This is a genomic window from Marinobacterium nitratireducens (assembly GCF_014645375.1).
Lineage (GTDB): Bacteria > Pseudomonadota > Gammaproteobacteria > Pseudomonadales > Balneatricaceae > Marinobacterium_A > Marinobacterium_A nitratireducens.
This window is the reverse complement of the sequence record NZ_BMLT01000001.1, coordinates 389,356-404,284: the sequence shown is the minus strand read 5'-3', so window position 1 is coordinate 404,284 and position 14,929 is coordinate 389,356. Positions and strand designations below refer to the sequence as shown.

The following is a 14,929-nucleotide window of genomic DNA, read 5'->3' as shown; positions in this document are numbered from 1 at the left end:
TGTCAGTGCCTACCAACAGGCCAGAGGCATAATACGGTTGTCCGCCACCGTAGCGTCGCGGTCATCCTGGATTTTCCAGGGATACCGTTCCACAATCCTGGCCTCACCATCTACGATCTTGATCAGGTCGTTCATGCTCCTGCCTCCCGAGCGACCAGCCCCGGTCGTAGGCACCCTCCTTGAACGGCGCCAGGCAGATACGCCCAAGGGTGTCGATGAAGGCTTCCTCGACCTCGCGATAATGCAGATAGATCGCCATCGAACGTTCGATCACATCCGGCACCTCTTCGGCACGGACCGACGGCCCGATCGCCTTGCCGAGCGCACTGGCCTTGCCCCGGGCCCAACCGATCGCGATCTGGAAATACTCTTCACACTTGCGTGTCGACACCGAGGATACCGATACGATGGTGTCCGCAGGCGTTGAAGCAGCCGGAGATATTGAGGCTGAAAGTTACAAAGCAGATGAATTCCGGGCTGAGAGCCCCACCGCCATCATTGTGCCAACCGACACCAATCGATCTGAAATACGATCGATTCGACGGGTTTCGTGATGCCCGAATGGCGTACAAAGCGTTCAGGATCGAGAGGATGCATCACTTCACCCATCCTACCCGGCCGGCGCTCCGGTCGTGACACCGACACATATAGATAGCGGGGTCGCCCAAAATATTGGCACGGAATTAGTGAAGACAAAGGAGATTAAATTGGAGCGGGAGATCGTGGCCTATGCCCTCAAGCTGCGGCAGTCCCACCTATTGCCCGCCGGCGCCACGCCCGAGGACCAGGCCGCCCAGTCCGAAGCCTGGACGGCCGCCACCGCCTACGCCGCACTGCTGCACGATATCGGTAAGCTTGCCGTCGACCTGCACGTCGAACTTGCCGACGGCAACCGCTGGCACCCCTGGCACGGCCCGCTGCAACAACCCTATCGCTTCCGCTACCGTGAGGACCGGGTATACCGCCTGCACAGTGCCGCCATCGGTCTGCTCTACCACCAGTTGCTCGATCGTCAAATTCTGGACTGGCTCAGCGACTACCACGTGCTCTGGTCGGCGCTACTGTATGTACTGGCCGGTCAGTACGAACATGCCGGCGTATTGGGCGAACTGGTCATCCAGGCCGACCGCGCCTCGGTGGCTCACGAACTGGGCGGCGATCCGGCCAAGGCCATGACAGCTCCGAAACACGCCCTGCAGCGCAAGCTGCTCGACGGCCTGCGCTACCTGCTCAAGGAGGAGCTGAAGCTGAACCAACCCCAGGCCTCCGATGGCTGGCTGACCCAGGATGCGCTTTGGCTGGTAAGCAAGACGGTCTCCGACAAGCTCCGTGCGCACTTGCTGTCCCAAGGCATCGACGGCATTCCGGCGAACAACACCGCGGTATTCGAGGTGCTGCAGGATCACGGCATCCTGCAGCCGACCGCAGAGGGCAAGGCGATCTGGAAAGCCACCATCACCAGCGCAACCGGCTGGTCTCATGGTTTCACCTTACTGCGTTTAGCACCGGCCCTGATCTGGGAGGTGGATGAGCGCCCGGAGCCATGCACCGGTACCGTAACGATGGAGACACCTACCAACCAAGAAGTCGGAACCATCGAGGCTGCGCCCGATGCTGGCGTCGCTGTTGGTGCGGCTCCCCCTCCCCGCCCGCTACGCCATTGGAAAAGGACTCTGAATCAGGGCGTGGGAATAAGACCGTACCTAATGGCGCCGAAGGCGCAGATGCAGGACCGGATGCGATTGTGGATCTGCTTTCGATGATCGAACCGCCCCATCCAAAGACATCACCAGTTGCACCCAGTGATTCGGTACATTCGGATACCGATGCCGCCAAACCACTATTAGAGACGCAACATGCGGTGGAAGCCTCAGCTCTGGCTGCGAAAGAGAAACCTTCCGGTGAGCATTTCATGAGCTGGCTGAAACAGGGTATCCAGTCACGAAAGCTGATCATCAATGATGCGAAAGCATTGGTGCATACGGTAGCCGACACCGTGTTCCTGGTCAGCCCCGGCGTGTTCCACCGATATGCGCAGGAGCATCCGCAGATCGCCGCCTGGGCCAAGGAGGACCAGCAGCAGGATTGGCAGTGGGTGCAGAAGCTCTTCGAGAAACTGCAACTGCACCGCAAACAGCCCAACGGGCTAAATATCTGGACCTGTGAAGTAACGGGGCCGCGCAAATCGCGCCGGCTGCATGGATATCTATTGCAGGGCTCGAGTAATCTGTTCGATGAGACTCCGTCGAATTATCCTTACTTGGTAGTCAAAGAAACCTAAACGGCAGCGGCCGTTAGATGCCATTGAATCCAGAGTGATTGACTGGATGGACTAATTCAACAACCGCCGTCTCCTGTAGCCTATCTGTGACTTCCCACCGGAAGAGCGGGAAATGGTATAATCACTAATTGAATGGGTCAGGTGACGCGGCCTGACTCAGACAAAAGCTGCTTCCGCAGAACCCGGGGCGGTTCAGTCAGCCCCAAACGCAGTAAGTCGCGTACATAGGCAAAGCCGTTTGACTTGGCGCTCCAGGTCGCGGACCACCCGTCCCAGAAAGCCCTTCACTTTCTTGATCGCCTTCTTCATGCGCTTGTACTGCTTGGCTGGAGGATCACATGTTTCATAGTCTATAATTCATATGTATTAATTGACACATATTGGATTATTTTCAACTTTTTATTTTAGAATCGTTTAATAAAATATTGAACATCTGTAATTTAAAAGAAAAATTATTTATTAATAAGTTTCGTTTTAGTCACGTTTTTATTTTTACACTATTATGGTTCTTATACCTGAGGAACATATGAAAATAATTAATTTTTCAGATCTAAATATGTATATAGATGAAATAAATTTATCCACCTTTTCTACATTTGGGGCTATATCTTCAGAAGCGACATTTTTTTTATTGGCGAGAGGGACTATATACGAGATAGACAAAAACGAATGGCTATTCAAATCTGGTGATCCGTCAGATAGTTTTTATATAATATTAGTTGGTGACGTTGATTTTTTTTGTAAGGTCGGTGAACGAAAGAAAATATTTCAAGGAAGGATAAAGACTGGGATGGAAGTCGGCGTCACAAGTATGATAGCACTCCAGCCGCGCTGGGGAAGCGCGCGCATGCACTCAAAAGGGGTGGTCGTTAAGATATCAACTGATGTTTTTCACGAGCTACAAATACATCATAATGCCGATTTCAGTATCTTAATGATCAACTTAATGCGAGAGGTTTGTAGGAGGTTTATTAGAATGAGCTCATTGTTAGGTGACATTGTCTTATCGGATAAGAATATTATTTTATTGAATGACTCAGATAGATTACTATAAATTATAAATTCGTGAATCGACTTTGAAAATAACGTTTTCAAGACACAAGCTTCATTTTTCTCTAGTCATGTATATCGTTACACACAGCGCCAGCGGTGTTAGGCAACAAGCATGACTCCATGCCTGATCGTTTTATATTTTCGAGTATGGGACGATGCATCTATTTGTAGTATTGTTACTTAGCGATATATAGCCACCGACGTCATGTAAACCTCCTTGTTTTAGTGCCAGCAATTATTAGAGTCCATCCGGTCGTAATGTTGGGCCAGGAAGACACAAGGCGCCAGGTCGCCCAATGATTCATGATGCCGCTCCTCGTTGTATTCGACGAGCCACTTGTCGGTGATCTCCCGCACCTCTGTCAGAGTTCGGAAGATATAGAAATTCATTACTCCTGAGTTCGACAGTTAGGGGATATAAGTCATTGATTCTTATAGAAAGCGTTTCAAAACGCTCCACTACAAGAGGGGCAGATCCTGACTGGCGGTCGGTTTACTCACCTCCAGCGCCTTAAAAATCGACAGCTGTTCTGCGTTCATCGTCGAGATGCCGTTGAACGCGGCGGCGTTGAGATTCGCCCGGTGATACTGGATTCGGCGCAGCTGTTCCAGAGCCCGTGTGGGGGAATAGTCGGAGCCAGCGGCCTTCAATCGCATTCGCATCACTCGGTGCAGCACCAGGGCCATAAAACAGATCATGGCATGTGCCCGGATCCGGTCCGGTAGCCGGTGGTAGACGGGGCCGATTTCGATGTCAGACTTCAGCACCTTGAAGCCGCGTTCGATGTCGGCCAACGACTTGTAACGCTTCACAATCTGCTCAGCCGGCAAGTCCGGGACATTGGTGACCAGCAGCAGTTTGCCTTCCATCAGGCGCGCCCGATGCAGCGCCTGTTCATCGATGTCGTAACTGAATAGCGGGCTTTTCAGGTCGACCTGGACGATCCGCGCCAGTCCCCGGTCGCTGACCTCCTTGTACAGCTTCGCCGTCGCGCCGCCATCCGAGAGCTTGCGCCCCCGGGCTTTCTGGCCACTATCCTGAGCATCCAGCTTGTGCGCCAGTTGGTCGGCCTCCTGCTCGAGTGACTGGATCTGGGCATCGCGCGTTTCCGTCTGTTCGGCGGCTCGATCGGGGTCATGCGCGACCACCAGTCGCAGGCCCTGCCACTGCGATTCGGTGATGACCTCTTCGGTGGCGTCACGGAACATTACAATGGTTTGGCGATGAGAAACGCTAACTCATTGAATTTACAGGATGACAGGTCGGGAATTTAGCCCAAATCAGTGGATAACTGTCGAAGCCGGGTGGACCGGATGACACCCGCCGACTACGCCCGGAAACAAGCGATATACAGCAAAAACGAAGACCCCGAAGAGCCGGATTTTTCCACGTGAAAGCGGTACTGAAACGGGGTCAGGATCAGTCATTTATGGTACGATTCACATATCGTAATACATTATCGGGGGTTTTATGAAAGTTGTCCGACAGACCTCATCTCTGAGGTTCCAGATCCAGGAGGCTCTTCGGGAAGAGATTCTATCCGGTAGATTGAAGCCTGGGCAACGACTTGTCGAACAAGATCTTTGTAACGAGATGGATATCAGTCGCACTTCCTTGCGCGAAGCGATCCGATCTCTTGAAGCAGAGGGACTCTTGACTCTTGTACCTCATCGAGGCGCGGTGGTTGCTTCTGTTGAACTGCCCGATGTACGACAGATCTATCAAGTTCGAGGTGCTTTAGAAGCATTGGCCACAAGTAATTTTGTCGTTAGCTCGACAGATGAGGAAATTGCTGAATTAGCTAATGCGGTTGAAGAGTTGAGAATTGCGGCAAGTCGTAACTTAAGCGGTAAAGAAATTCGTGAAATAAAGCAAAGATTTTATGATATTTTACTGGGAATAAGCGAAAATAGAATAGTTAAGGAACAACTGGATAAGTTGAATAACAGAATAAGTATGCTAAGAACTTTATCAATGGGACGCCCTGGTCGCCTTAAGTTCACTGTTATTGAAATTGAAGAAATCGTGGAAGCAATTAAAAAACGCGATAGGGCAAGAGCTAGTGAAGCGGCGTTAAAACATATCGAAAATTCTGAAAAAAACGTTGTCGAGCTCTTATTGATGAAGTCAGGCGAGAAGCAAAATAATCATTAATCCATAATATATAGTTTATGATTATTAAGGCTTAAATTAATATAATAACGCTAACGATTCCGGCTATAGAATTGTTGAATATCACTTGATGTAGTTTATGTATAATTATTTAACTGTGAGTAGTTTATGTTCGAAAACAATATAGAGCCATTTTCGGTTTACGCGATTAAATATGCTACGGTTCAGCGAAACGCATCTGATAATTTCATTGGCTCTGATCCGCACGATTCTGCTACGTCTATGGATTATTATGTATGGGTCGCTCGATCAAAAGAACATTTATTCCTAATTGATACGGGATTTGATGCGCAGAGAGCGATATCACGTAGACGTATATTCTTACGCTGCCCGACTGAAGGGCTCTCTTTGCTGGGAATAGATCGCAGTGATGTTGAGTCGATTATCATCACGCATATGCATTATGATCATGCAGGTAATCTTAGTCTATTTAAGAATGCGCGTTTTTTCATACAAGATAGCGAAGTGGCCTACGTCACAGGTAGAAGCATGCGGCATAGCTTCCTGAGACAGGCATACGAGTTGGAGGATGTGTTGGACGTTGTCCGGTACGTACATACCGACCGCGTCAACTTTATAGACGGTAATGCAGAGTTAGTACCTGGTCTAAGATTACATCATATTGGAGGACATTGTGCAGGCTTGCAGATTGTACAAGTTTGGACCAAACAAGGTTGGATGGTACTAGCCTCTGATGCATCGCATTACTACGAAAATTTTGAAAGTAAACGTCCTTTTCCGATTGTTCTTAATGTTCACGACATGCTTGAAGGCCATGCTAAATTAAATGAGCTCGCTTCGTCCCCATCTTTAATAATACCGGGTCACGATCCGCGAGTTATGGAAAGATATAATGCTCCATCTGAAGAAATGGAAGGGATTGTTGTTCAATTAGCATGACTCAGATAATGGATAAAGATTTATTGTATTGAATCTATATATACTATATTAGTATTACGCTCGCTCACCCCGTAGGCGCCCGATTTAAGCCGCGTTTTCAGCTTTCACTGTACGAGATTGCATCCATGCGACTCTTTGCGGGCCCGTCATTGGACAAGGCGATACCTGATCACTCCACCATTCTGAAGTTTCGGCACCTGCTGGAACAGCACGGTTTAGCTCGCCAGATTTTTGAAGAGGTGAACCAGTGGCTATCGGAAGCCGGTGTCCAGCTCAAAGAAGGCTCGCTGCTTGATGCCACCATTATTGAGGCGCCGAGTTCGACCAAAAACAAAGCCGGTGAGCGTGACCGCAACGGCGGACCGCCCGAGATGCATCAGACCAAGACAGGCAATGAATGTCACTTTGGAATGAAGGCGCATATCGGTGTTGATGTACCCCGCGTCCGCGAAGATGAAGGCCTCATCACCATGCAGTACATGACTGGCCTGATTAAGATCGTGCTCATGTGCAGCTGTCGTTGTAAAGAAGCCGGTCTCAATGGCCTGCAATCAGCCTCCAGTCGTCCGCGCAATTCACCCAATCAACTGTCGCAGCAGTGGGCTGAGTTGATTGCCAACATGCAGCGTAGTTTCGCTGGACGACGCGCAAGATCGCCAGCACGCTGAAAATTGCCTAACTGAACGGCGTCGACAACAGCTCAAGGCCTCCGTGACCTGGAGCCCAAACCGCCGGCCAATCGCTACGAGCATGCGCAGCCCGGAGACATGCTCCACATGGACATCAAGAAGCTGCCACGCTTTGACCGCCCGGGACATCGCATGACCGGGAATCGGAAACAGAAGACCTTTGGCGCGGGCTACGAATGCGTCGATATCTGTATCAATGATCACAGTCGATGGGCCTATGCCGAGGTGCTGGCTGATGAGGCCCAGCACACGACCACCAGCTTCCTAAAGCGCGCCCTGGAGGCGTATGCGAGAATTGGCGTTACAGTGAAACGTCTGATGACCGACAACGGCTCAGCCTATCGTTCGCGACTGTTCAATGCGGCTCTCGATGCGGCGGGTATCAAGCATGTCTACACTCGGCCTTACACACCGAGGACCAATGGCAAGGCCGAGCGCCTTATACAGACGATGATCAGAGAATGGGCTTCCGCCGTTCCCTATGCGAATTCGATATCGCGCCACTGGGCGCTGCCGAAATGGATTAACCACTAGAACAAGCAGCGTCCTCAATGCAGTATCGGAAATCTACCGCCGGTCTCTCGAATACCGAAACTGTGCGAACAACGTCTTTAGCATCCACAGCTAGATCAACATATTCGATGCTAATCGCCTTTGGTACTGCGTAAGGATTTTATAAGCCTGATTCTTTTAGAACCGCTGTTTTTTTCATTTTATTTTCTCCGTTAATTTTTTCTTTGTTGCTTATGTTTATTTTTCAGGGCTTTTTTATAAATCATTGCTCAAGCAATCTAAGTTGAACAATTAATCTACTGCACTTATCTTTACTTTTATTTGATCACTATCGACGCCCTAGTAACCTGTCGGCTTGCAGATTTATCAAGCGCTTCCTCGACACAACAGAGATCGAATTCTGCGTCAATCAATTTTTCATATGGATATTTATCCATTGTGTTCTCTAAAAATTGTAGTGCTTTGAACAAATAGCGTCCGTCGTAACGATCCACCGGCAGCACTTGGATGGCACGGCGAGTGAATAAACCTGGGTCAAAATCTATAGTTCTTCCCGGCGATAAATTACCCATTACAAGGTAACGACCGCCTCGTCTTACAAGCCCTGTGACACCCTCGTTGAATGCAGCTGGCACGCCAGCTACTTCCATCCCAACGTCGGCACCTTCTCCTGCGGTCAAAGATTTAACCAAATTCTGTCTTTCAGTAACTTCGGGGTAGTCATCAATATTTATGACGACGTCAGCACCAAATGATTTAGCTTGTTCCAACCTCTGCTTTACACTATCAATAATGATAACCCTTGCACCCCGCTCACGCGCGACTGCCACGCCCATCAAGCCCAAACCACCAGCCCCTTGAATTACCAGCGTCTCGCCGTACTTAAGATCAATCTTGTCCAATCCGAAATACACCTGGGATAGAGCACAGTTTGCGCTAGCAGCCACACTATCAGGGATTGCTTCGTGTACTTTATAAATATGCTGACGAGGATGGATATATATATGCGTGGAAAATGAGGTATGAAAATGAGGCGAATCTTCAGGTTGCAATCCAAAGAATTCGTAAGCGTTATCACACAGGTTATATTGACCTCTCATGCATTGAGGACAACTTAGACACGTTTGAAAGTATGTTGCTACAACCCTATCACCTACTGATAATGTTTCGCCGGCACTATCTGTTGAAACTCCCTCGCCCAAAGCGGTAACTCGCCCAACCATTTCGTGGCCGATCCCGCCACGCTTTTTAACTGGATGGTGACCTCTCCATATGTGTAGTTCGGATCCGCAAACGTTCGAACGAAGCACCTCCAATAACACGGCTCCGTAGCCTGGCTGTGGCAGATCGTACTCTTGATATTCGAGCCGGCCTGGCTCCGTCATAACCGCAACTTTACCTTTCATTACTGCTAGTCCTCTCAGTCAAACTCAAGTTACTACTCGGTTAGGCTGGGCCTGGTTTGGCGACCGTTTTCAGCGTCGGGTGTGAGCATCAGCCTGCCGTTCTGGTTCCGACACTAACAACAATACTACATTAATACAATAATAAGATGTGCGTTCTCTTCTCTAGGCTGCTCGTGGAGGGGTGAGTGTGCGAATAGGGGGGGGACGTGTATTTCAGACAGAAGGGTAGATTCAGCTGTGTCCGGCGGTTCATCACCCATAGCACTCTGGTGTATACAGCATCTGGACCGGCGGCACCTCAGCGGAACGAGAAGCCTGGCTAAAGCAACACGGTTATCGCCAAAGGCCATCGTCATAAGCCTTTGTCGGACTGTCAGCAGGGGCGCAATGCGCGGACCGCCAAAACACGTGCCCGCGTAGAGCATGTGTTCGCCAGGATCGAGCAGATGGGAAGCAAACTGATCTGGACCGTGGGTCAAGCGAGAGCCAACTATTCCATGACGATGATGGCCGCCTGCTATAACCTGAAGCGACTGGTGTACGTCCAGCGAGCCGGAATCGAGGCCTTTTGAGTCGTCAGTGGCGGCTCAGGTTACGAGGTAAGGGGAAAGTAGTAGCCCCCGTTTAAACCGGACACCTTGGTAGAAGCAAAGGCCTAGGCATAGACCTAGGGAAGCTGTGATCTAGTCCGCGCCATGAGACAATAGCGGCCATCAACTGCATCAAGGAAAGCTCGGATGGATCAGCAGCTCACATTCGCCGACAGTGAGTTCAGCAACAAGCGCCGCCAGACGCGAAAGGAAAAGTTCCTCGGGCGGATGGACCAGCTGATCCCGTGGGCGCGGTTGGAAGCGCTGATCGAGCCCTATTATCCAAAGGCTGGTAATGGGCGTCGGCCCTATCCGCTCACGACCATGGTGCGGATTCACTGCATGCAACAGTGGTACAACCTCAGTGATCCCGCCATGGAAGATGCACTGTACGAAATTGGCTCCATGCGCCTGTTTGCCGGCTAGTCACTGGACAAAGCCATCCCGGATCATTCCACGATTCTGAAGTTCCGCCACCTGCTGGAACAACATGGACTGGCACGCCAGATCTTCGACGAGGTCAATCAGTGGTTGTCCGAGGCGGGTGTACTGCTCAAGGAAGATTCCCTGATCGATGCCACTATTATCGAAGCTCCCAGTTCAACTAAGAACCGCAGCGGCGAGCGTGACCGCAACGGCGGACCGCCCGAGATGCACCAGACCATATATGGTCGCCCCTGGTTTGCAATGGCCTACAATCGGTTCTGGTTTGGCGAGGTTGAGAGTTGCAGCCATATATCCGGACTTTCATTAAGGCCGTCGCCTTTGTCCCTGATGGAATGCGCTGACCGGGGCACTATCAAAAAATCGCACTCAAGGGTGCCTAGTCTGGTTCGGGTTCACCCGGTCACGGTCTGACCTGCCTTGCCATCACGTCATAATTGCCTTTGCAATTGGTCGACTCTCGTTGACGGTTTTTCTTTTTCAGTGCCTGCCTGAATCGTCCCTGATTGATCAAGCAGCACTGCCCCTGTAGCCTATTTGATAGTCGCACTCATGGGTCAGCAGCGCCCAGGCGACTCGCACATTTTTATTGGCCAAGGCCGTGATGACGACATTCTTGTGACGCCGTTGAAGAAGATGCACCAGCCACGGAACTGGTTCGTCTTTGTCTGTGGCAAAGCGCATGACTGCCCGGGCACCGTGGATCAAATTCCGGCGCAAATAACCGTCGCCACGCTTGCTGATGCCCAATAACGTTGGTTTACCGCCTGTCGAATGTTGCCGAGGGACGAGTCCAAGCCATGCTGCTAACTGCCGCCCACTCTGGAAACTCCGGGCGTCACCTATTGTCGCTACTAACGCAGTAGCCGTGATAGGGCCGATGCCGGGAATGGCACCGAGACGTCTACAGGCTTCGCTAGCACGGTACTCACGGTGGATGTCCTGCTCCAGCTCTTTCAGCTGCTGATCAAGGTATGCGAAATGATCCAGTAAACGTTGAACCAACAATCGAAAGGTGTTTGGAAGCGCATGCTCGTTTGCCTCGATAACGTCTTGTAATCCAAAGCGTAAGTGGCGGATGCCCGCTGGTATCACCAGGCCGAACTCAAAAAGTAGCCCTCGGATTCGGTTGGCCACTGCCGTGCGCTCCTGCACAAGCCCCTCGCGTACGCGATGCATGCTCAAAGAGGCCTGTTGCTCTTGTGTTTTGATGGGGACGAAACGCATGTTCGGCCGGCTCATGGCTTCACAGATCGCCTCGGCATCTGCCGAATCATTCTTATTCGATTTGACATACGGCTTTACGAATTGAGGCGCGATCAGTTTGACTGAATGACCAAACTTTGCGAACTCGCGCGCCCAGTAGTGTGCGCTGCCACATGCCTCCATGCCGATTTCGCAGGCTGGCAGGTTGGCGATGAATGGCAGTAATTTCGTGCGTGTCAGTTTCTTCCTGAGTGCAACCTTTCCGTTCGATCCAACACCGTGGAGTTGAAACGAATTCTTAGCCAAGTCGATTCCAATCCGTGTAGCGTTCATCTTGGTTGCTCCTGTCGTTGGATGGTTCAACGTTACCAGTTTGTTACTTCTGGCGGGGGTTCGCGAAAAGGCGGGGCGACCATTCCATTAAGAAAGGCAACCAATAGCACTTTGGCCTGAAAGCACACATCGGTGTGGATGCGCGTACCGGAATCACGCACAGCTTCACCACTACTGCAGCCAATGAGCATGACCTGAACCAGGCTGAGCATCTGCTACACGGCGATGGAGCGTTCATTTTTGCCGATGCGGGTTACCGAGGCGCGGAAAAGCGGGACGAGCTGAAAGATGTGCGTGCGGACTGGCATATCGCTGAACAACCAGGGAAACTGAAGGTGCTGAAAAAGCATCCCCGGATCAATAAGGTCAGGATCCGCACCGAGTATCTGAAGGCCAGCCTCCGCGCCAAGGTCGAGCATCCGTTCCGGATCATTAAGTGCCAATTCGGCTTCGTGAAAGCCCGTTACCGTGGTCTGAAGAAAAATGATGGCAAACTGGCAATGCTGTTTGCGCTGTCAAACCTCATTCGCGTGGATCAGATGTTGCGAGCACAGGGTCAATCCGTCTGAACTGCCTGAAAAGGCTGCTCTCCGACGAAAAACACAGGAGAGTGACGCCGAAGTTGAGTCCAGTTACGGCGATTGCGAGTCGTGGTAGAAATAAGGACTTAATCACAGGTTTGTATGGACTCCCCCGGTTTCGCAACTTGTTGGCGTTCGACATGTAAGGTCTTACTGCTCGCTTGTATCCGGTCTCTGTATTGAGCCGTTTTTATCGGCTCGGATCCTGATGGAGATCCGCCCGCCAGCTCCTCATTTCCCTGCCGGTCTCAAGGACCCTGTGTGATCTCAGGTTTTGCTGACGTCGGTACAACCCGTTATGCAATCACGCCAATGTCGTTGCATTCACCTCGGTTTAAACGTTCAAGCTAATGTTGGCCGGTATTCTGATCCCTTGGCCAACATCGCCCAGAGTATCCGAGCATGCTTGGCCGCCAGTGCAACTGCTGCTTTGTTGAAGCCACGTCGCTCTCGAACCGCCTTGTCCCATTTGCTCTTTTGGTCGTCTTTATTCATCAGGTAGCGCATGACAGCGCGAGCTCCGTGGATCAGCAGCGTTCACAGATAGACGTCTCCACGTTTGGTGATCCGGCCATGTCGCGCTCGACCACCTGTTGACCACTGTCTGGGTACAAGCCCGAGCCAGGCTGAAAATTGCCGGCTGTCTTTTTAAGGTTCTGACGTCACCAACCGTGGCGATGAGTGCCGTCGCAGTAATCGGACCCACACCCTCAAGAGTCATGAGTCGTTTAGCGTTTTCATCGGCCTGAGCCAGCGCCTCAATCCTCTTGTCATACTCGCCAATCTTTCGATCCAGGTCACAGAGGCGCTTATACTGATTGGCGAAGACCTCTCTCGCGACCACGGGCAGTTCGTTCTCGGCATCTTCGAGAATACCGGGTAATTGGCTGCGCACGTGGCAGCGTCCTTGCGGCAATACAATACCGAATTCGCTCAGCAGCCCTCTGATCTGATTAACGAGCGATGTGCGTTCGCCCACCATCAAGCTTCGAACCCGGTGCACCATCAGTACGGCTTGCTGCTCTTCGGTCTTAATCGGTACAAAGCGCATATTGGGCCGGCCGCAGGCTTCGCAGATGGCCTCAGCATCATTGTGATCGTTTTTATCGCTCTTTCGGTATGGAGCCACGAACTGTGGAGCCATCATTCGGACCTCATGGCCACAGCTGCGCAGCCTTCGCGCCCAATGGTGGGCACTGCCGCAGCTTTCCATCCCGACAATGCAAGGATGGAGCTGAGCGAAGAACTTCATTACCTGGCTGCGTTTGAGCGCCTTGCGCAGACGCCTGTTGCTCCTGCTCATCAACCCCAAAGACTTCGAAAACATTCTTGGCCAAGTCGAGACCAATACGCATAATTTCCATGATGGGCTCCTTCTTTACGATTGGTTGCGTCAACTTCCAATCTGGCACATAGATGCCGATAGAGGGGGAGTCCATCCCATTTCCCTAAGCTAACTCCAACGAATTGTCATTTGTGATTGAGTTATAATAGCTGCTATAGAGTTATCTTCTCTAAAAATTTTTGTCTGCCATATCATTATTTTCTTGCCGATATTAATGGGTTCGCATACGCCTTTGACGACGCTACCAAGTTGGACGGCTCGAATAAAGTTGGTCTTGCTTTCAACAGTGACAGTTGAGTAGCCTGAAGCTAGATTAGCAGCTGATGCTACCCCGCCCAGCACATCGGCGAAGCCCATTATCGCCCCACCGTGCATCACTCCGTTTCTATTAGCATGCTTAGGAGTAACCACGAGCTGCCCAACAACTCTATCGGCTGCAACTTCAACGATCTCGACGCCTAACTCTTCAGCGAAAGGCGGTAACTTAGACAATATTTCCTGTTTTCTCACACCATCGATTGGTTTAATCATGAGAGCTTTTAATACCTTTTTGCTTCGATTCTGATAGCAGTTCAATGATATTTTTCTCCGACATCTCTATATGACGTTTAGCAGCCTCACCTGCTAGAATCTCATCTCTATTAGAAATCGCGCGAATGATACTTTTAAGCTCTTCTGCGGTATATTTGAGTCTCCCTGGACGCGCCATTGAGAGAGAACGAAATAGACTCACTCTATTATTTAGCTTACTCAATTGATCTTGAATAATTTTATTTTCATTTATGGAAAGCAAGCAGTCGTAAAATTGATTCTTTAGATCTCTGCTGTTCTCGCCGTCTAGCTTGTTGTCAACGCATTTACAAAAGTCTTCGACTGATGATTTCAAATTCGCCAAATCTTTATCTGAGCCATACAAGACAAAATTTTGTACAGCCAGAGCCTCAAGAGCACCTCGCACCTGATATATTTGTTTAATATCGGCAATATCCAAAGAGGTTACAACTGCTCCTTTATGCGGTACGATTGTTACTAGGCCTTCTGCTTCTAAACTCCTCAAGGCCTCTCTCAGTGATGTTCTACTGATATCCAACTCTAAACATAAATCTTGTTCAATCAAGCGTTGACCAGGCTTAAATCTCCCAGAAAATATTTCTTCTCTTAATACTTCCTGAATCTGATACCGCAACGATGCTTTCTGCTTCAATACTCGCATGTGAACTTACCCTATTGTGTAGTGGTCAAGTAAAACTGGCCTCCGCTTTATAGTTGATTCAGTACGCCTCTTCTTTCTTATTCGGGCTCATATTGCGTTGTGCCGATGAGGTCTTAGGGAAGCTATGAACAAGTACATGGCATCTCAGGCTTACAGGCTGGCTCTCTATCAAGGCGGACCTTTGCAGGCGTAGTGGCGCTAC

At 50.5% G+C, this 14,929-nt stretch carries 11 protein-coding genes and 8 pseudogenes; 10 read left to right on the top strand and 9 right to left on the bottom strand.

Annotated features, from left to right (window positions below):
- Window positions 1-103: 103 nt before the first annotated feature.
- On the bottom strand, window positions 104-391 hold the full coding sequence (locus tag IEX85_RS01795; RefSeq protein ID WP_188857657.1) for a hypothetical protein: 288 nt from the start codon (window positions 389-391) through the stop codon (window positions 104-106).
- A gap of 316 nt (window positions 392-707) precedes the next feature.
- On the opposite strand from IEX85_RS01795, the gene mobH reads away from it, so the two are divergent.
- The 3 genes from mobH (at window position 708) to IEX85_RS01785 (ending at window position 3,335) form a co-directional block, all read left to right on the top strand.
- A complete protein-coding gene (gene mobH / locus IEX85_RS01790) occupies window positions 708-1,763 on the top strand; it encodes a MobH family relaxase (protein WP_444543270.1) in 1,056 nt (351 codons plus the stop codon).
- Window positions 1,745-2,281 carry a conjugal transfer nickase/helicase domain-containing protein gene (locus IEX85_RS24265; RefSeq protein ID WP_444543269.1) on the top strand — a complete coding sequence of 179 codons (537 nt, stop codon included), beginning with the start codon at window positions 1,745-1,747 and terminating at the stop codon, window positions 2,279-2,281. The genes mobH and IEX85_RS24265 overlap by 19 nt, the downstream gene beginning before the upstream one ends.
- Window positions 2,282-2,837: 556 nt before the next feature.
- Window positions 2,838-3,335 (top strand): Crp/Fnr family transcriptional regulator, encoded by a 498-nt coding sequence (locus IEX85_RS01785; protein ID WP_229721745.1) that lies wholly within the window; start codon window positions 2,838-2,840, stop codon window positions 3,333-3,335.
- A 221-nt stretch (window positions 3,336-3,556) separates the two neighbouring features.
- On the opposite strand, the pseudogene IEX85_RS01780 reads toward IEX85_RS01785, so the two are convergent.
- Both IEX85_RS01780 and IEX85_RS01775 read right to left on the bottom strand, forming a co-directional pair.
- Window positions 3,557-3,727 (bottom strand): annotated as a pseudogene (locus tag IEX85_RS01780) (integrase core domain-containing protein); the annotation flags it as partial.
- A 66-nt stretch (window positions 3,728-3,793) separates the two neighbouring features.
- A pseudogene (locus IEX85_RS01775) lies at window positions 3,794-4,531 on the bottom strand (IS1634 family transposase); the annotation flags it as partial.
- 274 nt (window positions 4,532-4,805) lie between these two features.
- On the opposite strand from IEX85_RS01775, the gene IEX85_RS01770 reads away from it, so the two are divergent.
- The 3 genes and pseudogenes from IEX85_RS01770 to IEX85_RS01760 form a co-directional block, all read left to right on the top strand.
- The gene (locus tag IEX85_RS01770; protein WP_188857649.1) at window positions 4,806-5,489 is read left to right on the top strand and encodes a GntR family transcriptional regulator; all 684 of its coding nucleotides are present in this window, start codon (window positions 4,806-4,808) and stop codon (window positions 5,487-5,489) included.
- 126 nt (window positions 5,490-5,615) lie between these two features.
- On the top strand, window positions 5,616-6,407 hold the full coding sequence (locus tag IEX85_RS01765; protein ID WP_188857647.1) for an N-acyl homoserine lactonase family protein: 792 nt from the start codon (window positions 5,616-5,618) through the stop codon (window positions 6,405-6,407).
- A 104-nt stretch (window positions 6,408-6,511) separates the two neighbouring features.
- A pseudogene (locus IEX85_RS01760) lies at window positions 6,512-6,841 on the top strand (IS5/IS1182 family transposase); the annotation flags it as partial.
- Here IEX85_RS01760 and IEX85_RS23915 read toward each other — a convergent pair.
- Window positions 6,842-6,943, bottom strand: a pseudogene (locus IEX85_RS23915) (IS5/IS1182 family transposase); the annotation flags it as partial.
- A gap of 180 nt (window positions 6,944-7,123) precedes the next feature.
- On the opposite strand from IEX85_RS23915, the gene IEX85_RS01755 reads away from it, so the two are divergent.
- Window positions 7,124-7,630 (top strand): DDE-type integrase/transposase/recombinase, encoded by a 507-nt coding sequence (locus tag IEX85_RS01755; protein WP_268238062.1) that lies wholly within the window; start codon window positions 7,124-7,126, stop codon window positions 7,628-7,630.
- A gap of 296 nt (window positions 7,631-7,926) precedes the next feature.
- Here the strand turns inward: IEX85_RS01755 and IEX85_RS01750 are convergent, their stop codons facing one another.
- On the bottom strand, window positions 7,927-9,015 hold the full coding sequence (locus IEX85_RS01750) for a zinc-binding dehydrogenase (RefSeq protein ID WP_188857644.1): 1,089 nt from the start codon (window positions 9,013-9,015) through the stop codon (window positions 7,927-7,929).
- A gap of 289 nt (window positions 9,016-9,304) precedes the next feature.
- Between IEX85_RS01750 and IEX85_RS01745 the strand changes: the two are divergent.
- Window positions 9,305-9,587, top strand: a pseudogene (locus tag IEX85_RS01745) (transposase); the annotation flags it as partial.
- A 165-nt stretch (window positions 9,588-9,752) separates the two neighbouring features.
- Window positions 9,753-10,286 (top strand): annotated as a pseudogene (locus IEX85_RS01740) (IS5 family transposase); the annotation flags it as partial.
- A 273-nt stretch (window positions 10,287-10,559) separates the two neighbouring features.
- Here IEX85_RS01740 and IEX85_RS01735 read toward each other — a convergent pair.
- A complete protein-coding gene (locus IEX85_RS01735; RefSeq protein ID WP_188857642.1) occupies window positions 10,560-11,588 on the bottom strand; it encodes an IS110 family RNA-guided transposase in 1,029 nt (342 codons plus the stop codon).
- A gap of 80 nt (window positions 11,589-11,668) precedes the next feature.
- On the opposite strand from IEX85_RS01735, the pseudogene IEX85_RS01730 reads away from it, so the two are divergent.
- A pseudogene (locus tag IEX85_RS01730) lies at window positions 11,669-12,157 on the top strand (IS5 family transposase); the annotation flags it as partial.
- 354 nt (window positions 12,158-12,511) lie between these two features.
- On the opposite strand, the pseudogene IEX85_RS01725 reads toward IEX85_RS01730, so the two are convergent.
- The 3 genes and pseudogenes from IEX85_RS01725 to IEX85_RS01715 form a co-directional block, all read right to left on the bottom strand.
- Window positions 12,512-13,533 (bottom strand): annotated as a pseudogene (locus tag IEX85_RS01725) (IS110 family RNA-guided transposase).
- Window positions 13,534-13,622: 89 nt separating this feature from the next.
- Window positions 13,623-14,045: a PaaI family thioesterase gene (locus IEX85_RS01720; RefSeq protein WP_188857640.1), complete on the bottom strand. Its 423-nt coding sequence runs from the start codon at window positions 14,043-14,045 to the stop codon at window positions 13,623-13,625.
- Window positions 14,038-14,727: a GntR family transcriptional regulator gene (locus tag IEX85_RS01715; protein WP_188857639.1), complete on the bottom strand. Its 690-nt coding sequence runs from the start codon at window positions 14,725-14,727 to the stop codon at window positions 14,038-14,040. The genes IEX85_RS01720 and IEX85_RS01715 overlap by 8 nt, the downstream gene beginning before the upstream one ends.
- Window positions 14,728-14,929: the final 202 nt, after the last annotated feature.